The 24,567-nt window shown below is 32.2% G+C and carries 19 protein-coding genes; 16 read left to right on the forward strand and 3 right to left on the reverse strand.

Annotated elements, in window-relative coordinates:
• Nucleotides 1–88: 88 nt before the first annotated feature.
• From ACL_RS02520 to rlmD (ACL_RS02570), 11 genes are all read left to right on the forward strand, one after another.
• Entirely contained in the window at nt 89–1,300 is a 1,212-nt protein-coding gene (locus ACL_RS02520; protein ID WP_012242452.1) for an acetyl-CoA C-acetyltransferase, read from the forward strand.
• Nucleotides 1,301–1,314: 14 nt separating this feature from the next.
• Nucleotides 1,315–2,037, forward strand: a complete 723-nt coding sequence (gene fabG / locus ACL_RS02525; RefSeq protein WP_012242453.1) for a 3-oxoacyl-ACP reductase FabG — start codon at nt 1,315–1,317, stop codon at nt 2,035–2,037.
• A gap of 20 nt (nt 2,038–2,057) precedes the next feature.
• Nucleotides 2,058–3,092 (forward strand): 3-oxoacyl-ACP synthase, encoded by a 1,035-nt coding sequence (locus ACL_RS02530; RefSeq protein WP_012242454.1) that lies wholly within the window; start codon nt 2,058–2,060, stop codon nt 3,090–3,092.
• Between the two features lie 10 nt (nt 3,093–3,102).
• Nucleotides 3,103–4,437, forward strand: coding sequence for an acetyl-CoA hydrolase/transferase family protein (locus ACL_RS02535; protein ID WP_012242455.1), 1,335 nt, complete (start codon nt 3,103–3,105; stop codon nt 4,435–4,437).
• A complete protein-coding gene (locus ACL_RS02540; protein WP_012242456.1) occupies nt 4,424–5,242 on the forward strand; it encodes an alpha/beta fold hydrolase in 819 nt (272 codons plus the stop codon). The genes ACL_RS02535 and ACL_RS02540 overlap by 14 nt, the downstream gene beginning before the upstream one ends.
• A gap of 18 nt (nt 5,243–5,260) precedes the next feature.
• Entirely contained in the window at nt 5,261–6,145 is an 885-nt protein-coding gene (gene phaZ, locus ACL_RS02545) for an intracellular short-chain-length polyhydroxyalkanoate depolymerase (RefSeq protein ID WP_012242457.1), read from the forward strand.
• A gap of 139 nt (nt 6,146–6,284) precedes the next feature.
• The gene (rlmD, locus tag ACL_RS02550; protein WP_012242458.1) at nt 6,285–7,640 is read left to right on the forward strand and encodes a 23S rRNA (uracil(1939)-C(5))-methyltransferase RlmD; all 1,356 of its coding nucleotides are present in this window, start codon (nt 6,285–6,287) and stop codon (nt 7,638–7,640) included.
• A gap of 152 nt (nt 7,641–7,792) precedes the next feature.
• Nucleotides 7,793–8,194: a DUF4430 domain-containing protein gene (locus ACL_RS02555; RefSeq protein WP_041633835.1), complete on the forward strand. Its 402-nt coding sequence runs from the start codon at nt 7,793–7,795 to the stop codon at nt 8,192–8,194.
• The gene (locus ACL_RS02560) at nt 8,191–8,700 is read left to right on the forward strand and encodes a hypothetical protein (protein ID WP_012242460.1); all 510 of its coding nucleotides are present in this window, start codon (nt 8,191–8,193) and stop codon (nt 8,698–8,700) included. Before ACL_RS02555 ends, ACL_RS02560 begins: the two co-directional genes overlap by 4 nt.
• Nucleotides 8,701–8,882: 182 nt before the next feature.
• Complete coding sequence (locus ACL_RS02565; RefSeq protein WP_012242461.1) at nt 8,883–10,229, forward strand: DEAD/DEAH box helicase; 1,347 nt, start codon at nt 8,883–8,885, stop codon at nt 10,227–10,229.
• Nucleotides 10,230–10,376: 147 nt separating this feature from the next.
• A complete protein-coding gene (rlmD, locus tag ACL_RS02570) occupies nt 10,377–11,759 on the forward strand; it encodes a 23S rRNA (uracil(1939)-C(5))-methyltransferase RlmD (protein WP_012242462.1) in 1,383 nt (460 codons plus the stop codon).
• A gap of 108 nt (nt 11,760–11,867) precedes the next feature.
• Here the strand turns inward: rlmD (ACL_RS02570) and ACL_RS02575 are convergent, their stop codons facing one another.
• Nucleotides 11,868–12,092 carry a hypothetical protein gene (locus tag ACL_RS02575; RefSeq protein WP_041633838.1) on the reverse strand — a complete coding sequence of 75 codons (225 nt, stop codon included), beginning with the start codon at nt 12,090–12,092 and terminating at the stop codon, nt 11,868–11,870.
• Between the two features lie 324 nt (nt 12,093–12,416).
• On the opposite strand from ACL_RS02575, the gene ACL_RS02580 reads away from it, so the two are divergent.
• Both ACL_RS02580 and ACL_RS02585 read left to right on the forward strand, forming a co-directional pair.
• On the forward strand, nt 12,417–12,938 hold the full coding sequence (locus ACL_RS02580) for a hypothetical protein (protein WP_012242464.1): 522 nt from the start codon (nt 12,417–12,419) through the stop codon (nt 12,936–12,938).
• 11 nt (nt 12,939–12,949) lie between these two features.
• Nucleotides 12,950–13,204 carry a hypothetical protein gene (locus ACL_RS02585; protein WP_143224488.1) on the forward strand — a complete coding sequence of 85 codons (255 nt, stop codon included), beginning with the start codon at nt 12,950–12,952 and terminating at the stop codon, nt 13,202–13,204.
• Between the two features lie 315 nt (nt 13,205–13,519).
• Here the strand turns inward: ACL_RS02585 and ACL_RS02595 are convergent, their stop codons facing one another.
• Nucleotides 13,520–14,707 (reverse strand): MFS transporter, encoded by a 1,188-nt coding sequence (locus tag ACL_RS02595; protein ID WP_012242466.1) that lies wholly within the window; start codon nt 14,705–14,707, stop codon nt 13,520–13,522.
• 222 nt (nt 14,708–14,929) lie between these two features.
• Here ACL_RS02595 and ACL_RS02600 point away from each other — a divergent pair, with 222 nt between their 5' ends.
• The 3 genes from ACL_RS02600 to ACL_RS07205 all read left to right on the forward strand — a co-directional run bounded on the left by ACL_RS02600 (nt 14,930) and on the right by ACL_RS07205 (nt 23,926).
• A complete protein-coding gene (locus ACL_RS02600) occupies nt 14,930–16,366 on the forward strand; it encodes a glycogen synthase (protein WP_012242467.1) in 1,437 nt (478 codons plus the stop codon).
• Nucleotides 16,366–17,592 carry a glucose-1-phosphate adenylyltransferase gene (locus ACL_RS02605; RefSeq protein WP_012242468.1) on the forward strand — a complete coding sequence of 409 codons (1,227 nt, stop codon included), beginning with the start codon at nt 16,366–16,368 and terminating at the stop codon, nt 17,590–17,592. Before ACL_RS02600 ends, ACL_RS02605 begins: the two co-directional genes overlap by 1 nt.
• Before the next feature lie 256 nt (nt 17,593–17,848).
• Nucleotides 17,849–23,926 (forward strand): Ig-like domain-containing protein, encoded by a 6,078-nt coding sequence (locus ACL_RS07205; RefSeq protein WP_012242469.1) that lies wholly within the window; start codon nt 17,849–17,851, stop codon nt 23,924–23,926.
• A gap of 76 nt (nt 23,927–24,002) precedes the next feature.
• Here ACL_RS07205 and ACL_RS02615 read toward each other — a convergent pair whose 3' ends face one another.
• Entirely contained in the window at nt 24,003–24,506 is a 504-nt protein-coding gene (locus ACL_RS02615; protein ID WP_012242470.1) for a hypothetical protein, read from the reverse strand.
• Nucleotides 24,507–24,567 lie beyond the last annotated feature (61 nt).

Below are 24,567 nucleotides of genomic sequence, written 5' to 3' on the forward strand. Positions count from 1 at the left end.
TATTGACACAGTGATAAAAAAGTGATAAAATAAACATGAACAAACATTCATATTTCAAATATACTATATAAAGAAAAGAGGAAATGTTATGAATAAAGTTTTTGTTGTAGCTGCTAAGAGAAGTGCCATTGGATCTTACTTAGGTACATTGTCACAAATCAGTCCAGCAGATTTTGGTTCTCAAGTTTTAAAACAAACATTGGAACTTAATGACATCAAACCAGAGTGGGTTGATGAAGTTATTATTGGTAATGTACTACCAGCAGGTCAAAAACAAGGGTTACCAAGACAAATCTCTATCAAAGCAGGTATTTCTCCAGAAGTACCAGCGTATGGTGTAAATATGATTTGTGGTTCTGGTATGAAATCAGTTATCACAGGTGTTGCAAACATTAAAGCTGGTTTTGCAAACTTAGTTGTTGCAGGTGGTGTGGAATCTATGTCACAAGCTCCATATTTAGTACCAGGCACTGTTAGAAACGGTGTAAAAATGGGTAATTTAGAATTGGTTGACTACATGGTTACAGATGGTCTTTCAGATGCGTTTGAAGGCTATCACATGGGTATTACTGCTGAAAACATCGTAGAAAAACATAAATTTACTCGTGAAATGCAAGATGATTTTGCATATCACTCACAAGTTAAAGCAAAACAAGCTCAAGAAAAAGGCTTATTTGATAAAGAAATCGTTCCAGTAAAAATTCAATCTAGAAAAGCTGAAATTGTGTTTGATAAAGATGAATATATCAATTACACGACTACTAGAGAAAAAATTGCTCAATTACGTCCAGCATTCAAAAAAGATGGAACAGTCACTGCAGCAAGTTCATCAGGTATTAATGATGGTGCAAGTTTTATGGTCTTAGCAAGTGAAGCATTTGTAAAAGAACATAATTTAAAACCATTAGCTGAAATTGTTGGTGTTGGTCAAGCTGGTGTTGAACCAAGCGTTATGGGTTTAGGACCTGTACCTGCAATTAAAAATTCATTAAAACAAGCGAACCTTAAGATTAGTGATATTGATACATTTGAATTAAACGAAGCATTTGCAGCACAAGCATTAGGTGTTGTACGTGAACTTTCTGAAGATTTAGGTATTAAAGAATCAGCAATCTTAGATAAAACAAATCCAAATGGTGGTGCGATCGCGTTAGGTCACCCAGTTGGAGCATCAGGTAATAGAATCATGGTTACACTATTACATAATATGTTAAGAAATGAAAACCATAATATTGGTTTAGCAAGTCTATGTATCGGTGGCGGTATGGGAACATCTGTCATCTTTAAAAAAGTTAAATAAGGAGAACTATAGATATGAAAAAACTAGAAGGTAAAGTTGCAGTTATTACAGGTGGTGCAAAAGGTTTAGGACAAGCAATCGCTTTAGCTTATGCTGAAGAAGGTGCAAAAGTAATCGCAGGTGATTTAGGTGATCTAACTTATTCACATCCAAATGTTGAAGGCATGTATTTAAACGTTACTGATGTAACAGGCGTTGAAAAATTCTACCAATCAGTGATTGACAAATATGGTAAAATCGATATTTTAGTAAATAATGCTGGTATCACTAAAGATGCTATGACAAGAAAAATGACTGAAGCACAATGGGATGCAGTTATTGATGTGAACTTAAAAGGTGTATTTAACTTAACTAGATTAGTTGGACCTCAAATGCAAACTAATGGTTATGGTTCAATTATCAATATTTCATCAGTAGTTGGTGTATTTGGTAATATTGGACAAGCAAACTACGCTGCTACTAAAGCAGGTGTTATTGGTTTAACAATGACTTGGGCTAAAGAATTTGCGCTTAAAGGTGCAAACGTGCGTGTAAACGCAATCGCTCCAGGATATATCATGACAGATATTTTAAAAACAGTACCACAAGATTTACTAGATAAATTTGCAGCTTTAACCATGTTAAATCGTTTAGGTCAACCAGAAGAAATCGCAAAAGTAGCATTATTCCTAGCAAGTGATGATGCATCTTACGTAACTGGTCAAACGATTAACGTTAACGGCGGCATGAGACTATAATTAAACAAGAGGTGAAGGACATGAAAGATCACGTTGGAATCGTTGGAACAGGGATTTATTTACCTAAAGAAAGAATGACTGCTAAAGAAATTTCTGAAAAAACAAATGGTGTTTGGACAGAAGAGGCAGTTATCGAAAAATTAGGTATTAAAACAAAAGTAGTACCTTCATCAAGCTTAAGCGATGGCACCCAGGAAATGGGTGCTTTAGCCGCACTTGATGCACTAAAAAACACTGGGATTGATCCACTTGATATCGATATCATTTTAAGTGTTTCTGAAGAATGGAAAGAATATCCACTTACAACATCTGCATTATATGTACAAGATAGAATAGGTGCTATAAATGCTTGGGGAATTGATGTTCAAAACAGATGCTGTACAACAGTTTCTGCACTTAAAATGGCAAAAGACATGTTACTTGCTGACCCAGAAGTAAATGTTGTTATGGTAGTTGGTGGTTACCGTAATGGTGACTTTGTCGATTACTCAGATAAAAATATGTCTATGATGTTTAATCTAGGTGCTGGTGGTGGTGCAATCATCTTAAAGAAAAACTATGGCAAAAACCTACTTTTAGGTAGCCATATGATTTCTGATGGTTCATTATCACGTACAGCTGGTGTTGAAATTGGTGGTATAATAAACCCAATAACTAAGGAAAATATGGATGAAGCAAAACATTCATTAAGACTACTAGATCCAGTTAAAATGAAAAATAGACTAAACGATGTATCTATGCCAAATTGGTATAAATGTATCGATGAATCCTTAAGAAAATCTAATCTTGAAAGAAAAGACATTGATTTCTTAAATATTTTACATATCAAGCGTAGCGGACATTTATCTATGTTAAATGACTTAGGTTTAACTGAAGACCAAACGATTTACTTAGAAGATTACGGTCATATCGGACAAATTGATCAAATACTAACTCTTCATTTAGCTTTAGAACAAGGTAAAGTTAAAGATGGTACAGTTATGGCTATGATTGCAGCTGGTATTGGTTATGTATGGGCAGCAAATATTATTCAATGGGGACCAATGAAATCCTAATAAAAAGGAGATGTATACTATGTACAAAGACAAGTTAATCACTGCAAAAGAAGCTGTGAAACTTATCAAATCTAATGATCATATTGTAGTTGGGATGACGGCAGCTGAGCCTCAACTATTTATGAATGAGTTACACACAATCGCGGATAATATTTCAAAGGTAACAGTGTCAAACTGTCTACCTATTTTAGAAGCAGAATTTTTTATAAATGTTCAATATAAAGACAAATTTGATGTTGCGGGTTGGTTTTATACCAATACGTTAAGACGTGTTCAAAAAAACGGTAATATTTCATTTATACCAAATCACTTACACTTAGCAGGTAAAAAAAGATTTCAACACTTAAAACCTAACGTGTTTGTTATGACAACATCAATGCCAGATGAGCATGGATTTGTATCGTTATCTGTTGGTAACGTTTATGAACGTGATGCAATCGATCAAGCTGATCTTGTCATTATTGAAGTGAACCCGAATTTTCCAAGAACATTTGGTGATAATAACGTTCACTTAAGAGAAGTAGATTATGTGATTGAATCTAGTTACCCAATTCCTTCTATTCCAGATTTAGAACCAAATGATAAGGATAGAGTCATTGGTAACTTAATTGCTGAAAAAATTAATGATGGAGACACCATTCAAATTGGTATTGGTGGTATTCCAAACGCTGTAGCAAGCGCACTTATGGGTAAAAAGGATTTAGGTATCCATACTGAAATGTTTACTACAGGTATCATGAAACTTATTAAAGCCGGTGTTGCAAACGGTGCTAGAAAAAACTACATGCCTCATAAACATGTGGCCGCCTTTGCATATGGCACACAAGAATTATATGACTTTTTAAATAACAACCCAAGTATTTACTTTATGCGTGGTGTTCATGCAAATGACCCATACATTATCGGTAAGAATGATAACCAAGTAAGTATCAACACAACATTAGAAGTTGATTTAACCGGACAATGTGCATCTGAATCCATTGGACCTGTTCAATTTTCAGGTACAGGTGGTCAATCAGACACAGCTGTAGGGGCTCAAAACTCTAAAAATGGTCGTTCATTTATCGCTTTATACTCAACTGCAATGGTTAAAAATCCAGTAACTGGTGAGCGTGAAGAAATATCAAAAATTGTACCGATGCTTAAACAAGGTGCAGCTGTATCCTTATCAAGAAATGATGTGGATTATGTTGTAACTGAATATGGTATGGTTTCTCTTCGTGGCACAACCATTCAAGAAAGAACCAAACTACTTATCTCCATCGCGCATCCTAAATTTAGAGAACAATTACTAAAAGAAGCTAAAGAATTAATGTACATTGGTCAAGATTATGAGCTACTTTAATTATTTAGGTAAAAAAATATATTACGATGTTGCTGGAAGTGGTCAACCGGTTGTTATTTTAAATGGCATCATGATGTCTACTAAAAGTTGGGAACCTTTTAAAGAAAGTTTAAGTGAACACTTTCAATTTATTAGGGTAGACTTTTTAGATCAAGGACAAAGTGATTCTTATGAAACAAACTATACTCAAAGTGTACAAGTAGACCTAGTTAAAGCATTATTAGATCACTTAGATATAAATAAGGTAGATCTAGTAGGTATTAGCTATGGTGGTGAAGTTGCATTACAGTTTGCAATTAAATATGGTCACTATCTCGATAGATTGATTGTGTATAACTCAGTAGCATATACTACATATACACTTGCTGAAACTGGTCATCTTTGGAATCAATTTGCTAAGGAAAAGGATGCGCATAAATACTATGAAGCAACTATTCCAGTGATTTATTCTAAGGAGTTTAACAAAACTAAAAAAGAATGGATGGCCGCTAGAAAAAAATTCTTAACAGAAAATACTTTTAGTGACGAGAAATTCTTAAACCGAATGATTAGACTAACCAATTCTGCAGAAAGCTACGATGTAAGACATGAACTTGATAAGATCAAGGTACCTGTCATGATTGTAGGTGCAGAAGAAGATTATTTAACACCACTAGTTCATCAAAGAATTTTAAATAATAATTTACCAAACTCTAGACTTGTGATACTACCAGGTGTTGGTCATGCTTCCATGTATGAAGTACCTGAAGTGTTTACAACAATCTTAATCGGATTTTTAAAGACTAAATTAGAATTTACGATATAACACTAGGAGGGGATATTAGTGAAATTAAAACAAGTTGAACTTAAAAATGGTGAAACCATAAGCTATTATGAACAAGGAAATTCTAAGGAGACATTACTGCTAATTCATGGTAATACATCCTCAGCGATATTCTTTGAACCATTAATGCAAATATTACCAAAAAACCAAAGTGTCATAGCACCTGATTTAAGAGGTTTTGGTAATTCAAGTTATAAAAAAAATATTGAAACTTTATCAGATTTTGCCGAAGATATAAAGTTATTACTAGAGCAATTAGGATTAAATTGCGTTAGTATACTAGGATGGTCTCTAGGTGGTGCCATTGCGATGGAATTTGCATCTACTTATCCAAATATGGTAAGTAATCTTATTCTATTGTCATCTGGCTCCCCTAAAGGATATCCTGTATTTACAAAGGATGAAAAAGGGCAACCAATGATTCCTCATGTATACAAGAAAAAAGAAGACATGGCGCTTGATCCTGTTCAAGTCCTACCACTTCTTAATATTTATGAAACAAAAAATAGTCAAATGCTTGCAACCATCTATAACTATGTAATCTATACAGGACATAAAAAGCCTGACAATGATGCAAACCTAAGATGGATGAATGAAGCAGTTAAACAAAGAAACTTAGTGGATGTAGACTGGGCACTAGCAAATTTCAATATTTCTAGTGAACCAAGCTTATACCAACTAGGAAACAATAAACTATCTAACCTAAAAGCTAAAACATTGATTATTTGGGGTGACAAAGATGTTACAGTACCAAAAATTATGTTTGATGAAACTGTTAGGTTACTACCAGAAGCTACTGTATTAGTATATGAAAATGCAGGTCATTCTATTGTAGTAGATGAAACTGAAAAATTAGCAATCGATATTGTTCATTTCATCTCCTAGTCTTGATTTTTATTCATGAGTAGAGTTATGTCGTTGACATGACTCTATTTTCATAAAATAAGGCATACTTATGACCAAAATAACTCATATTTTTGGGTTTGATTTAAGTACATGTTATAATAATTTTGAAGGTGAAATTATGCAACAAAAAATTAGATTAAATGATATTTTAGAAATTGATGTAAAACGCATGGGTATTAATGGTGAGGGCATAGGTTACTATGAACGACTTGCTATTTTTATTGATAATGCACTACCTGGAGAAAAAGTCTTAGCTCAAATTACAGAAGTTTTTCCCAACAGAGCGACTGCTAAGGTACTACAAACATTAGAAAAGAGTCCAAATAGGGTAAAACCTTTATGTCCTGTTTATGATGCATGTGGTGGTTGTCAGGTACAACATTTTGATTATAATGCAATGCTTAATCAAAAAAAGGATATCATTAAAAAAGCCTTAGATAGATATGTCAAACGTTATGATGCACATATTATTTCAGACACAATTGGTATGGATAATCCTAAAAATTATAGAAATAAAGCATCACTACCTTTAAGACTAATAGATAATAAAAACCGTTTTGGTATGTTTGCTAGAAACTCTAATGCTTTTGTTCCTATTAATACATGTGGTGTTCAACATACTAAAATTAATGACATCTTTACAACTATGACAAGTCTCATGGATAGATATCACATTGATGCATATGACCCGGTACTACAAACTGGTATCATTTCACATGCTATTGTTAGAATTACAGAAAACTTAAATGAAGTACAAGTTACATTTATTCTATCTAAAGCATTTGATGGTTTAGATAATCTAGTTCATGAACTAGTGAAGCTACATCCGGAAATCATGTCTATATATAAAGTAATTAACCCAGATGTTAGACAAAGTTATTTTACTGAAGATATCCATTTAATCTATGGTAAAGAAATGATAGAAGAACAACTAGGTGGACATACATTTAGTCTATCACCTGATGCTTTCTTCCAACTAAACACCTCACAAGCAGATAAATTCTATAATGAAATGAAGCGACTAGCACAAATTAAGCCAACTGAAATTGTAGTTGATGCGTATGCTGGTATTGCACCAATTTCACACTATATTGGTCAAGATGCTAAACATATTTATGCAATTGAGATTAATGAAGATGCGGTGAAGTCTGCAAAAATATCACTGGACCAAAATCATATTGATAATGTGACTGTGATTGAAAATAATTTTGAGGATGCGCTAGATAATTTAAAAGATATAAAAATTGATGTCATGTTATTTGATCCTCCACGTAGTGGACTAGGAGAAGATGTTATTCAAACCATTTTAAAATATAAACCTAAACGATTAGTCTATGGTTCATGTAATCCATCAACACTCGCAAAGGATTTATCACTATTATTAGAGGATTATGATCTTAAACACATTACACCAATTGATATGTTTCCATATACTAGTTTGGTGGAAAGTATCACATTACTTGAGTTAAAATAATTTGATTGAATCATCAATGAATTTAGGCTATAAAATGATTTTACTAGCTTTTTTGTTAGAATAGAAGCAATGATATGTAAACATTAAAACAGTATAAAAGTGTACTTATATACATAGATAATAAGCAAACATATCACATGAGGCATGCAAAGATGAAAGTAATTAAGAAAAATATAAGAACCATTATACTAGCAGTACTATCTATTTTAGTTATTGCATTTACAGTGTCTTACCTAAATCAGAAGACCTATGCAAAAGAAGATGGTGTAGTTACAATTGAATTTCAAAACGATGAGCATATAATGAATAAAGATATTTACTTTTTTAAAGGTGATACACTTCAAAATATTATTCTTAATCATTTTAATGATGTTCAATTTGAAGAAAGTGCCTATGGTCCTTTTTTAGTATCAATTGAAGGGTACACTATGCCAAAGGATTATGCTACATATATAAGTATTTATATTAATGGTAGTTTTAGTCCCTATGGTATCGGTGATATTGAATTGAAAAATGAAATGAAGATTACATTAAAAGTGGAGCGTGCATCATGAAGGGTAGACTACAAATTTATGACATTGTCATCATTTCACTTTTAACATCTTTCCTATTTATACAAGAGCAAATACTCACATTTATGCCAAATATTCAATTAACAATTTTTCTAATTGTATTATATTCAAAAAAACTTGGATGGTTAAAAACTTCTCTTATTGTTACAATACATGTCTTACTAGATAGTTTTTACACTTCAAGTTTCGGTATTATTTACACACCATACATTTATATTGGTCTTATGCTTATACCGCTGACATTAACAACCATTTTTAAAAAGATCAATAACCATATCCTACTGGGTTTATTGGGGATACTTTTTTCAATCATCTACAGTTGGTTGTTTTTAATACCGTTTGTGTTTATCTTAGAAGTGAATCCTTATCTATATATTGCATCTGATATCCCATTTCAAATTCTATTATCAGCAAGTAGTTTTTTATCAATTATAGTACTTTATGAACCTACTTCTAATTTATTTGATCATCTACTAAAGAAGAATTAAATACCTGAAAATATGGGTTAGACACGAATTTTTACTATATATATATAATAATTGTGTTATTTAATTAAAATAGTCTAAAAATAGTGTATACTCTTAAAGGTAGATGATTTAGACATTTTGTTTCAAGGTGTTTTATACATCAAACACCTTAAAATAAAAATACAAAGAACAGGAATTAATTAATGAAATTTAGTGAATTAAACATTATAGAACGTATTCAAAAGGCATTAACCTTATCGGGATATGAAGCGCCAACTGCAATACAAGAACAGGCTATACCTATCTTATTAAGCGGTCAAGACCTTCTGGGTAGTGCTCAAACTGGAACCGGTAAAACAGCTGCATTTGCGATACCAATCTTACAAAAAATATATGAAACAAAAGAACATAAGGCACCAAGAAAAGTACAAGCACTTATACTAACCCCAACTAGAGAACTCGCACTTCAAATACACGAAAATGTTAAGATATATGCAAAATATCTAAATATTATAAGTACCACTATTTATGGTGGTGTATCACAAAAAAGACAAGAAGAAGCACTAAAACGTGGTGTAGATGTTGTGATTGCAACACCGGGCCGATTACTTGATTTAATGAATCAAAAAATAATATCATTACAAGATGTAAGATATCTTGTACTTGATGAGGCAGATCAAATGTTAGATATGGGCTTTATTAAAGATGTAACAAGCATTGTTGATAAAACACCTAAGAAGCGTCAAACGATGCTGTTTTCAGCAACAATGCCTAAACAAATTGAAGTCTTATCAAAACAAATCTTAGTAAACCCTGAAAGAATTGCTGTAACACCAGTTACACAAACACTGGACGCAATTACTCAAAGTGTTTATATGGTGAATAAAGCAAATAAAACATTATTATTAATTGATTTAATTTATACTTTAAATATGAAATCAGTTTTAGTGTTTACAAAAACAAAACATGGTGCCAATAAACTTGTTAAAAATTTAATGAATTTAGGTATTGAATCAGAACCCATACACGGTAGTAAATCACAAGCTGCTAGAGAACGCGCTTTAGCAAACTTTAAAAAAGGCAAAACTAAAATCTTAGTTGCCACAGATATTGCAGCCCGTGGTATAGACATTGAAGCACTTGACTATGTTATAAACTTTGAACTACCTGAGGTACCAGAAACCTATATTCACCGAATTGGTAGAACAGGACGTGCTGGTTTAAGTGGTATGGCATTATCACTTGTTGATCCTTCTGAGCAAAAACTGCTTACTCAAGTAGAAAAGCATATAAATTCTAAAATTGAAGCTGTTGGACATAAGTACCAAATTCAATCACAACCAAAACAAAGAGAAGTAATAACTGATAAGCTAAAAACCGACACATCAAAAAAACAAGAAAAACCAAAAAAAGAATTGCCTGATTACTTAAAGTTTAAAGGTCATAAACCTAAACCTAAGAAGAAAAAATCAGAGGATAAATCTTTTGTAAATTATCAAAAGAAAACAAACCCATATTTTCAAACTAAAAAATCAAACAAGAAAAAGTAAGTCAAATGTAAAGGCACTGTCATTGGTTAAGATAAATATCATTATTTACACCAAACAGTCCCTTTTTTCATGAAAAAACACTAAAAAACTGTTACAATATAATTGAACTAATGATTGAAAATCATCCTTAGTTTTTAAGGAGCACGTATGATAAACGAACAAATCAAAATAAATGATCTTATAGAAATAGAAATTAAAAAACTAGGTATTAATGGCGAAGGTATTGGATATTACCATAAACTTGCTGTTTTTGTTGATAATGCATTACCTGGTGAAATAATTACAGCAAAGGTGACTGAAATCTTTCCTAACCGCTTATTAGCAGATATTGAAGAAATTAAAGTTAAAAGTCCAGATAGACTAGAAGTGATGTTTCCAGAGTATGAACTATGTGGTGCATACAGTATGCAACATGTGACATATGAAAAGTCACTACAAATTAAACGTGATATTTTAATTAACGCCCTTAATAGATACGTAGATAAGAAGATAGTTTATTCAAAAATCAAACAAACAATAGGTATGAATGAACCACTTGGTTATAGAAACAAAGTGTCTTTACCCGTTAGAAAATTAGAAGGTAAAAACAAATTTGGATTATATGCTAAAGGTGGTAATGAATTTATACCAGTAAATGATACACCTGTACATCAACCTAGAATTAATGAGATTATCCAAATTGTTGAAACACTCATGGATCAACATAAATTTCATGCCTATATCCAAAAAGATAAAAGTGGTTATATGAAGTCTATGGTTATTAGACGATCATATACGACTGGTGAAGTTCAAGTATCATTCTTACTCATGAAAAAATTTGAGGGTATTGCTAAGTTTACTGAAGCGCTTGTTGCACAATGTCCAGACATTGTCAGTGTATTTGCATTCTATACGGATAAATATAAAGAGCAGATATTCTTTACTAACAACTACGAAAACCTATTTGGTAAAGCAACCATTAATGAGAAAATAAATCATCAAACATTCTCATTATATCCTGAAGCCTTTTTCCAATTAAATACGGTGATGGCAGATAAGTTCTATAATAAAATGAGAGAACTAGCAAATCTACAACCTACAGATGTTGTCATAGACGCTTATGCAGGATCAGCACCAATTAGCCATTACATTGCTAAAGATGTGAAAAAAGTTTATGCAATAGAAATTGATCAAAGAAGTGTTCAAAGTGCTATATTATCTTTAAAGCGAAATAACATTAAAAATGTGACAGTCATTCAATCTGACTTTAAGAAGGCCTTAAAAAATCTTGAAGTGGATACGATTGATGCAATGTTCTTTGACCCACCTAGAACTGGTCTTGGCTATGATACAATTAAGCAAATACTGAAATACAAGCCGAAGAAACTTATTTATGGTTCTTGTAATCCTTCGACTTTAGCTAAAGATTTAGAAGATTTATTAAAGACTTATGAACTTAAGAGTTTAATTCCAATGGATATGTTTCCTTATACCCCCTTGGTCGAAAGTGTTTCATTACTAGAATTAAGAACAGATTTAGAGACTGTATAAAATATATAATTATAACGAAACAGATACATAAAAGCAAAAATGCTTTATGTATCTGTTTTGTTATAGGTGATAAAAAGATAATTATATTATGGCTATATTGTTAGTTCATTAGAATATACCGGATGATTTTTGACCAGTAACCTTTTCATATAAAATTTCACTTAATAGTATAAACTGAGAAGGTACATAATGGATTGGCATTTTAAATTGATAGAACTCATCCTTATAGTATATTTGAATATTTCTTCCAAGATCTCCAGGTAACTGAGGTACCTCTTCAACAGGTATTGTAAAGGCAACTTGTTCATTTTTAGCTGTCATTTTTTGTTTCATGTTTTTTATATGCTTCATTGCTAGATAGTTTTGACGATAGACGAAGAAGTTTAAGTAGTGTTGAAGATTCTATGCTTAAAAATCAAATTATAAGTCTAATAATATAATCAATTATAGAATTTCACGACTTATAATAAACTATATGATATAGTATAGATATAAACTCGAAAGATAAACTTCACAAGTAAATATGCTTGCCTATGTGCATGGAAGAAGAAAAGATTAAACGATAAAAATTCCTGCTGAAATTTTTTATATAGGTCATAAGTATTTAAAAATGAAAGTAGAAGCTACATGTAAATTTGTGAAGGAGATTTTAAAAATATGAGAAATATATTTAAGAAAGTTACGATGATGGGAATAATTATTACGTGTTTAGGTTTTTTTTCTGGGTGCAGCACTGGTATCAAAGAACAATCTGTCAGTGATATGATTGAGCTACATACGTGGCATTTTACTTCGGGAATACGAAATAATGCAATTAAAGTTAAACATACCGATAACACAGTTTTTGAATGCACTGTTGACAAAGGATATTTAGTAATTTCAAATGATGATAGTGGTAAAAATGTAATAATCGAATCTGGTGAAACTATTTATTGGACGCCATATGATGATAAGCTTGCAACATGGACTGATTTGGCGTATGTTCAGATTGTTTTAAAAGATGAAGATAACATCATAGGCTATGCGATTATAGAGATAAAGCAAAATCCAGAATACGGATTAAACTACGATGCTGAAATCTTAAAGTCAGTGGTATTTCCAAAAGTAAATGGACAGTATCAATCCATAACAGAAGAAGATGTAAATACTGCTATGGCAAGTATCATAGCAGAAAGGTAAGAAAAATGAATATGAGAAAAGCAATGACAAACAGAAAAAATGTTTCTTTATTTTTGATGAAGATATTGATACTGGTGTTTCTTGTTTTCATCGTATTAAGGCCAACAAATATATATGCACACACATTAGATTCTGATTTAATTAAATTAAGCGAACAAATTCAAGCAACTAGCCTATCAGAATTGTCAGAAGACGAAAGCATAGAGTTCATTGTAGAAAATGGTATCAATTCAATCAATTTCCAGCCTTTTTTTGTTTTTACCTAAACTCAAAACCACAGTTAGGACACTCATAGAAACTGTAGCCTAATTTAGGTGTTTAACATTTAAGCATCCGGTTTACATTTAAATGAACTGTATCTCTGATATTTAAATGCGGATGAGCCATTAAAAAATCTTCCCAGTAATCCTTAAAGATATCTTTGATGGTATACCCTTTAGTTCGAACATTTAGGTTACAATGCTTCATATATTCATTAACCAGAGCACTGTCTGAAACTAATCCCATAACATCACCCTACCCTAATTATAAAACAAAACCCGCTAAGCTAAGCAGGTTTTAATAAAAGGGGACGAAGTCACCTATTTGTTCTGATGTGCCAGTTTAATTTTGATGAATAAAATGTACAGTATAGATGCTATAGAAATACACATAATAGGTATAAAAATAACACCCAAACTTACCGAAGAATCTATTAATATACTAGTGTATAAATTACCAATAACAGCAGCTAATCCATAACTTAAATACATATACCCATAAGTTCTATTAAAGTTATTCTTACCAAAAAGATCTTTGGTAATAATTGGCATTAAAGCTAACCATCCACCCACTGTACCCCAACTAAGTGTAATTGTTAAGATAAATAACCATAGACTCGAAGGATTTAAAAAGATATAGGTCGTTGAAACGAATAAAGTGATCAGTGATATAAGTATCACTGATATTTTTAGTTTAAACTTGTCATAAATAAATCCAAATAGGGGTCTAAATAAACCGTTTGCAAGTGCGAATAAACTCATATAGATAGTAATGGTAGTAATATCTAAATTATAGTAATCTGTACCAATATAAACGGTTAATCCAATCATAGATAAACCAAACATAATACCTAAAGTAAACAAGATGAAAAATATCGTAAAAGTATATTTTGAGGCGTGAACTTTTTCTTTCTTATTTTTGACATAGAGTTTTGATAAATCCAATTTTCTTATAAGTAACCATACAAAGATGGATAGAAGTATGGTAGATGCAATGCCAAAATATAGTAAAGTATTTTGAAACCCAACAGCATTAAAACTTGACTGTAAAACAGGTGCAACAATTACAGTGGATAAGCCGAAACCTGCAATTGTTAAACCCACTGCAAGACCTTGATTTTTCTCATAGACTGTTTGAATGATCTGTACAGGGATACCATAGAGTATTCCAACCCCAGTCCCTATGAAAACACCATGACCTAAAGTAAATATGAGGTAATTGGTTGCATAAGCGGCAATCATATAACCAATACCAATCGATAAAATACCGAGGATTGCCCATTTATAAAAATTGGATTTTTTCATAAATCTACCGCTTAACATCACCATAAAGGCAAATACTGCAAGTGATGTTAAATAAGGTATAGAACTTTCGGTATGTGTTAATCCAAGTTCATTTTCTATCTGTAATCTAATAACGCTATAGGCATAAACTACACCTATGATGAGTTCAATAATAATCCCACTAATTAATACGGTGAGTTGTTGTTTTTTGTTTAAGGACTGCATAAATTATGTCAACTTTTCATCATGATAGATTTCGCTTATAAAAAGCGATAAGATAAGCATACCAAATTTAAATAGATAAAATCAACAAATATGATTTGAATATCAAACAATATATAGGTGATTGATAATAACCTAAGAATGAATTTCATTGATAAAACCGGTACCATAAGGTATAATTTAATTAAATAGAGATAAGTATCTATAAGAAAGGAATTCTCCTTTATGAAAATTTTGTTTTGTAGTTCAGAGGCTTTCCCTTTTAGTAAAACTGGTGGATTAGCTGATATGGCTTATTTTTTGCCTAAATCTATTAATGTATTAGGGCATGAAATTGTTGTAATCACACCTTACTATGAAGGCATAAAAAAACACCATGAAACTATGACTTATCTTGGAACCAAGACAATTTACATGGGACACGGGGAAGTTGTAGTTAATTACTATAAATTAGTATATGAGAGTATCACCTATATATTTGTTCAAAATATGCACTATTTTGAAAGAGAAGGATTATATGGTTACCATGATGATGCTGAAAGATTTGCGGCATTTAGTTATGCTATTTTAGAAAGTCTAGATATCATAGAGTTTTATCCAGATATCTTGCATATTAATGACTGGCAGACATCTATGATTCCATATCTATTAGACAAACACTACAGACATCAAAGTTTTAACTATTTTAGAATACATACATTGCTAACGATACACAATTTACAATATCAAGGGGATTTTGATAAAGATGTAGCCAAATTCTTTAACACAGATTTTGATTACACCTATATTCATTTTGATCGTGTCAATTACCTTAAAGCGGGTATTGAACGTGCAACTAAAATAAATACAGTATCACCAACATATAGTAAAGAAGTGATGACCAGGGAATATGGATTTAGTTTAGATGGTTCGCTTCAAAATAGAATAAATGATTTTTCAGGTATTTTAAATGGGATTGATGATCAAAATACTTTTAATCCAAAGACAGATAAATACCTAATTAAAACCTATAGTGTAAGTAATCATAAATCTGGTAAGAACCTAAATAAACAATTTTTACTAGAACATTTTGGTTTGGATAAAAACCTAGATGAACCACTCATTGCCTATGTAGGCAGACTTGCTGATCAAAAAGGACTTGGACTTATGGAATACTGTTTAGAAGAAGTTATCCAATACAGTAATGCTAAGTTCATCTTAATGGGTTCAGGTGATAAAGCATATGAGGACTACTTTAGATACTTAACTTATAAATATCCAAATAAAGTCGGTAATTACATTGGGTTTAATGAAAAAATAGCACACATTATCTATGGGGCTAGTGACATCTTTATGATGCCATCAAGATTTGAACCATGTGGTTTAGGTCAAATGATAGCAATGAAATATGGCTCTCTACCAATTGTTAGAGAAACCGGTGGATTAAAGGATAGTGTCATACCGTATAACAAATACACACAAGAAGGTACAGGCTTTAGTTTTAAGAATTATGATTCTTATGATTTGAAAGAAAAGTTATTTGAAGCAATAAATCTTTATAATGAAGATAAAAAAACATGGCAGATTTTAGTCAAACAAGCAATGAAAAGTGATTTTGGTTTAAATCAAATGGCTAGAGCATATGAAGAATTATACAAAAACATAATAGGGGAGAAAATATAATGGAAACACTAGCACTCATACTAGCTGGCGGTAAAGGTACCAGGTTAGATGTCCTATCAGAAAAAAGAAGTAAACCGGCAATGCCTTTTGCAGGAAAATTTAGAATTATTGATTTTACGTTATCAAATTGTGTACAATCAGGTATTTATGATATCGCAATCTTAACTCAATATTTACCATTATCGCTTAATAAACACATCGGTAGTGGAAAACCTTGGGACTTAGATAGAAGAGATTCATCTGTAACACTTTTACAACCTCACACCAATTGGTATATGGGTACAGCGGATGCTGTATTAAAAAACTTAGAATACTTAGCAAGAAAAAATCCAAAGTATGTACTTATTTTATCTGGTGATCATATCTATAAAATGGATTATAGAAAAATGATTCAAACCCATAAAGAAAAAGGTGCACTACTTACAATCGCAACTCAAAGAGTCAAACCAGAAGAAGTATCTAGATTTGGTATCATGTCAATTAATTCAAATAACGAGATTATTGAATTTGAAGAAAAACCAAAAGTATCCGATTCAAATCTAGCTTCTATGGGTATTTATCTATTTGACTTTAAACTACTTAAGAAAGTACTTGAAGAAACGATAGCAGAAAACCTAGATTTTGGTAAACACGTCATTCCTAAGTTGATTAAAACAACTCAAGCAAGCGTATATGCACATGAATTTAATGATTACTGGATGGATGTAGGTACATTAGATGCTTATTTAGATGCCAATTTAGCGATGGCACAAACTTACACTGAGCTTGATTTATACGATCCAACTTGGAAAGTATATACAAAAAGCGAGGATCTGCCACCAGTTAAAGCCGGCAGTAAAGCAATCATTCAAGATAGCTTAGTGTCAAATGGTTGTATCATCGAAGGTACTGTCATCAATTCAGTATTAAGCCCAGGGGTACGTGTTGGTAAGGGAAGTATTGTTAAAGACAGTGTGATCCTAAATGATACAATCATCGGTAACGATGTAAAAATTACTCAATCAATTATTGATAAAGAAGTCATCATTGGTGGACATACTGAAATTGGTTTTGTTGATGATATGACACCGAATAAAGAAAAACCAGATGTTTTACATACAGGTATTACAGTGGTTGAAAAGCAATCTATCATTCCAGGAAATATGAAAATAGGTAAAAACGTACGTATTTTCAAAACTGCCACATTTGATAGGAAAGTCATTGAATCTGGTGAAACTATAAGATAATCTTTCATAAAAATCTAGTCAGTGTAATATTTATTATACAACTGACTAGTTTTTTTATGTATAATACCAAAACTTTGAACCACAAAATATTTTCACAAAACTTTCAATATTTTCACAAAACTTTCAATATTTTCAACTAAGTGAAAAAAATATACAGAGTGATGAATAATACAGTAAAGCGTTTTCATAATCCTTGTGATTATAATATAATGACCTTAGTAGGCGCGATTTACGTCAAAAAAAAATTGGAGGATATATGAAAAGAAGATTATTAGTTTTATTCATGGTAATTTTATCTTTTATCTTGGTTTCTTGTACAGAAATTGATGAAGCAAGTTTTAGTTTCAAAGATTCTGAAGTAACCATAAAAGTGGGTGATTCATACACATTAGATCATGAAATAACCCAAGGACTTGAAGTCGAATATACAATGTCTGCAGAAGGCATTATTTCTATTTCAGGTCAAACAGTTACAGCACTTGCGGTAGGGGAAGTAGATGTTACTGCAACTGTTGTTGGTAAAGATTTAAGTGACACTATTAAAATTATAGTTGAAGCAAAAGAAGATCCTGTAGTAGCGGTTCAATCCGTGGCTATTGCTGGTGATAATGCTGGGTTAGTAGGAGAAGCAATTACATTAACAGCAACAGTATTACCACAAAATGCAACCAATAAGGAAGTTACTTGGACAACATCAGATGCAGAACTTGCTACCGTAGAAAATGGTGTGGTCACATTACTTAAAGCTGGTGTGGTTACAATCACAGCAACATCAGGTGAAAAATCAGATACACATGAAATTACGATTTCTGATGTAGTAGTTGATGTTGAATCAGTTACTATTGAAGGTCTTAGTGATGGTGTAGAAGGATCAACGATTACACTAACTGTTAGTGTACTACCTGTAGATGCAACCGATAAAACTGTAACTTGGACAACTTCAAATGCAGAACTTGCAACTGTAGCAAATGGTGTTGTAACACTTCTTAAAGAAGGTGTTGTAACGATTACTGCAACATCAGGTGAACAATCAGATACACATGAAATTACAATTAATGCACTCGTTGTTAATGTAGATTCTGTAAGTGTTGAAGGTTTAAATGAAGGCGTTGTTGATGGAGAAATCACATTAACAGCAACAGTATTACCTCAAAATGCAACCAATAAGGAAGTTACTTGGACAACATCAGATGCAGAACTAGCAACTGTAGTAAATGGTGTTGTAACACTTCTAAAAGAAGGTGTTGTAACAATTACTGCAACAGCAGATGGTAAAACAGATTCATTTGAAATCACTATCGGACCAAAACCAATTGAACTGGAATCTATTGAAATTACTGGTTCAAGTGCAGGATTCATTGGTGATACAATTAACTTAACTGTGACAGCTTCACCAGAAGGTGCTCAACTACCAGTCGTTATATGGTCAGTAAATATTAGTGCTTATGCAACTGTAGAAAATGGCGTAGTTACATTACATCGTCAAGGTACTGTTTTAGTCACAGCAACCGTTAACGGAATAAGTGCAACACATGAAATTACAGTTCAAAAGGTAGCTGCACAAATAGGTAGCGTAAATTATGGAACTATCCAAGATGCGATTACTGCAGCAAGTGATTCAGATACTATCGTAATCTTTGGTGGTACACACAATGAAGTTCTAAACATTACTAAATCAAATTTAAACTTCGTACCAAAAGAAAATGAGCAAGTTATTCTAACAAATGTTATTAATTTAACAGGAAATCTAGAAAACATATCATTTACAAACTTAGAATTTACTTTAGATGCTCAAATCAAGAGTACAGGTACTTTAAAAGGATTTACATTCAAAAATAACTTAGTTTATGATACCAATTTAGCAGGTACTACATACGCACCTATTAGCCGCATCAATGTCAACGCATTTATTCAATTTTACCGTTTAGCTGGTACAAACCTATTTGGTGATATCCATATAGAAGATAACGTATTTACAAATATCAAATCTGATATTATTTCACTAGATCGTACGATGGTAAATGCTGAAATCAATATTAAGTACAATGAATTTAGAAACTTTGAAATCAGTGCGATTCGTTTCGATGGTGGATATAATAATGGTACTTATAATATCACAAACAACCTCTTTGAAAATGATGAATTAGGTGCTTATTCAGCAATCACATTTAGAGCTTATGCACCTGAAAGTGGTAATGTCCAAAATATCTATATCGACGATAATACCTTTGTAAACATCGGTACATTGTCAAAAAATCGTGATGGCGATCAACCAGGCTCTGGTGTCATTACATTCTCTACATTTAATTCAAATGATACAAACGTATTTGTAAGAAATAATGAGTTTACACATACATTTAATAGTATCCACTTAAGAGGGGCATTAACCAAATGGTCAGCTACTATAAGTGGTAATACATTTACAGATAGTTTAGGTTACATCTATTTTGATACAACTAAACTTGCAGTATTTGAAACAAATGAGTTTGTGGATGCTTTAGGTGAAGCGGTAGACCCTACAAGAGTATTAGAAGTCATAGATCCAGCTTATAAACTTGTTAGAATTGCAGAACCAGTCCTAGAAAGTTTTGAAATATCTGGTTTTAACGCTGGACAAGTCAGTGAAGAATTATCACTTACATTAGTAGCGACACCACCATATTTTGTATTCTCAGATGTTGTTTGGACATCCTCTGATGAAGAAGTAGCAACCGTAGTAGATGGTGTTGTCACACTTCTACAAGAAGGTGTTGTGACAATCACTGCAACGTATGGTGAAATGATTGAAACTATTGAAATTACTGTTACAGCTAAAATGGCGGCTTATTTAAATGAAGTAGGCTATGTAACCATTCAAGAAGCAATTACTGCAGCAGTAAGTGGTGATACCATTGAAGTGAATAAGGGTGAGTTTTCTGAAAACCTAAACATTGATAAACCATTGACACTTTTAGGTTTTGATGGACACCTAACAACATTAACTGGTAAGGTCACAATTGCTAAGAATATTGAAAATGTAACAATTGAAGGCTTTAACATGACTGGTAACTTCCAAGTTATAAGTACCGGCACATTAAAAGGATTCTCATTTAGACATAATCATGTCTTTGATACCAACCTTATAGCAACTGGATACGCTCCAAATGCTAGAACTAATGTCAATGCAATCATCCAATTCTATGCTGGTGCAGGTACAAACGTCTTTGGTGATATTCATATTGAATTTAATACATTTAACAACATCAAGTCTGATATTATAGCACTTGATAGAACAATGGCTTCATCAGAAATCAACATTAGATCTAATGAGTTTACGAATTTCAAAATAGGTGCGATTCGTTTTGATGGTGGTTATAATAACGGTACATACAATATTGAAGATAACATATTTAAGAATGATGTGAAACAAGCAGAAACTGCAATTTTATTTAGAGCATACTCTGCATCATCTGGCAATTTACAAACCATTAATATTCAAAGAAACCTATTTGAAAATATTGGTAATGAGTTCAACAATCCAACAGATAACTATGCCCAATCAGCTGTGATTGCAACCTCTACATATAATTCAATGAATATTGATTTTAATATTATTGAAAACGTCTTTGTGAACACACATAATACAGTTCATTTAAGAAAAAATGAAACAACGACTACATTAATCTATGATGTAGATGTCCTTAGAAATACATTTGAAAACCCAACGGGTTATGTATTCTTTGAAGATGGTGATCTCACACTCTTAGAAGATAACATTTACCTTGATAAAATGGGTCAAGCAGTGGATGCATCTAAAGTACAGGATGAATTAACAGGTGGTAGAAGAATCATCAAAATCTTACAAGATGAAGCTGAGTATGTCATCATTAGATACACATTCAATGCTGAAACAGCAACCTATGATATCTCAGAAGAATTTAAAACTGGTGTAGTAGGAAGTAAAGTTACTGTCTTATCAAATCCCGAATTAGGTTACTTCACAGAATTTGAAGTCTATGAAGGTGTTATTTTAGCTGATGGCTCATTAGTCATTGAAATTTACTATGAAGTATTAGTGAATTCATTTACTTATGAACTGGAATTTAATGGTGGTAACACATTCTATGAAAATAGAGATGCTATGGTGAATGACTGGATCAATGATTACAATACATTTGGTGGTACATCTTATGTAATTAATGAACTACCAAGAGATACATTTGGTTCAAGTATAAATATTCATACATTCTTCTTTGATGCAAGATTCCGTGACAAATGGTTATGGGTTGCAAAATATCTAGGTGTTGTAGGTTCTTCAACAAATAGAGCTTCTGCACAAAATATCGTTAGCCGTGATTCAGTTACTGCTTTTGATGCAGTAAACGCAAACTACCGCTATGCATTCTCATATGAAGTGAGAGGTTTCATGGATGGCCGTAAATTTACTGAAAATGCAAACTGGCAATCAGCAGATTACAGTCTACGTGACCTTAAATATGGTTTTTGGAGTTATTTAATTGCTGATAAACAAGAAACAGTCTTCTTAAGTCAATCAGAGGTTCAAGTATTACCAACAGAAGTATACTTAGAAAATTATGAATTTAAAGGTTGGTTTAATAATCCGGAATTTACAGGTGATAGAATCTATGAAATCACTGAACCAACTAAACTATATGCAAAATTTGAGGAAAAAAATCCAGTGACATCACTTACTATCTCAAATCCAATTGGAGAAATGATTAAAGGTGATACATACGACTTAGTTGTAGATATTGCGCCAACAGATGCATACAATAAACTCTTACTATTTACATCGTCTGATGTAAAAGTTATGAGTGTCTCTCCTGAAGGTACATTAACAGCATTAAATGCAGGTATTGCAGTTATTACTGTAACAAACCATAATGGTGAAATTATGACTACAATGGAAGTTACTGTACACCCTATGGATGATGTAACTCTAGAATTTAGTTCAGGATTTAATGGATTTATAAATGTTGGTGAAGAATTTACAATGACTGCGGTTGGTGTTGGTAAAGATAATGCTGGTAAAACATTTACTTATGTACCAGAAGAAGACGGTATCGTTGAACTTATAGGTACAAACACATTTAAAGCTTTATTACCAGGAACAACTTTAATTGACATCTTTGATGGTGCAGAACTCATCTACACTTATACAGTAGTAGTTCAAGGTGCACTTGATGCTGAAGATAGAGTGGATCAATTACTTGATTTATTAGGTAACGCAAATAATGCAGTGGTTAATGGATTAAACGTTATTACATATTATACTTCAGGACAAGAATGGTCTGACCCAAGATATGAAAGTGTCAACTTATACTTATTTGATGACTATGTAGTAGACAGAACAACATATCCTGCGGATCCCACAAAATTCTCTAACCGTTTAATGGACTCAGTAGAATTTGTCTTAATTCATGACACAGCAAATCTAAACGGTGGTCTAGCAAGCCATGGCTCATTCTTTGCAAATCCAGCAAATAGTATCGGTATTCATTACACTACAGGTGATTATGGTATCGTATCTAGCTTACCTGATGAATATGTGGGATGGCATGCTGGTGATGGTACTGCATCTAGTTTCCAATGGCATGATACTGGTATTGTTGTAACAGATAATGAAAAACCAATAATTGATATTTCTACAGATGGTTTCTGGACATTTAATGGACAAAAATCCACTGTCCAAGCGCCTCGTGGTGATAATAATGCTATCTTAGATAAATCATACTTTACATACCAAGGTCCAACTTGGGATGTCGTAGGTGGTAAATACGTAATTGGTACACACTGGTTTGCTAAGACACAACAAGCTCGTGGTGTGATTGCATCACGCGGTGGTAACCTAAACTCTATTGGTATTGAAATGAACGTTAACAGAAATGCAGATATCATTGATACAGTTCAAAGAACAGCAAAATTAGTAGCGAACTTACTAGAAGAAAACAACTTAAGTAATAACCGTGTCATTATGCACAATACTACAGACGGTAAGGGTGATCCATATACATTAAACAATACAGTCTATAATGGTACTTGGTATTTTGACAGATTTATGGAACATGTAGCAATTGAAAGACTAGTCTTATCACAATTTGCAGATGCAACGATTACATTCCATTCAGACTCAGAATTACTATCTGATACAGGTCGTGTGATTGCAATGCCACAAGTTACAACTGAAGTACAATATACAATTACAGTTGAAATAGACGGCGTATCTAAATCTATTACACTTACATCAGTAATTCCTGGTATTCATACATGGAGTCAAAACTACGGATTCTTTAAACCAACACAAGCTTGGGCAAAAGCAGATTACCGTAAATAACACATAATAAAAAAGCTGGTCCTACTATTAAAGTAAGACCAGCTTCTTTTAGATACTTATTAAAATTAGATTAAAATTATCTTTCAAATTGTAATATGGAATAAATTAAAGAAGTAATACTTCCTAAGATAGCAAATACATAACCTAATATTGCACCAATGGCTAAGTCTTGGCCTCCAAAAGTAGCAGTAACTTCATTACCTAAAATGGTAGTTACGTGTGTTGTATTTTGTGGAAGTTGAAAGAATAATACAATAGATAAAGAAAATGTTAGTGTTAAGAGTAAACCGAAAATTAACTTGGACATGGATGTTTTTTTATCGTTAATCGTCGATAAAACAAAGATAATACTTATAAGTGCTGGTAAACTAAATGCTAACAAGTTTAATAGACTAAAATTCACTTTGTGATCTAAAAATCCACCGATTTGGAAAGTTTCACCACCGAATGTTGCTGTAACACCGGTTACGATAGCTTCCCCATTGCTGTTTTGAAGTACGTTTAAAAACATACTACCAAAGATAAGTAGTGCTAGAAATAGTATAACAACTGGGAGAAAATTTTGTAATTTTTTTGTCATAGTAATGACCCCCTTTTTTCTTATTATAATATAAAATTGTCTCTATTCAAAAGTATTTGAT

The organism is Acholeplasma laidlawii PG-8A (assembly GCF_000018785.1).
Classification (GTDB): Bacteria; Bacillota_I; Bacilli_A; order Acholeplasmatales; family Acholeplasmataceae; genus Acholeplasma; species Acholeplasma laidlawii.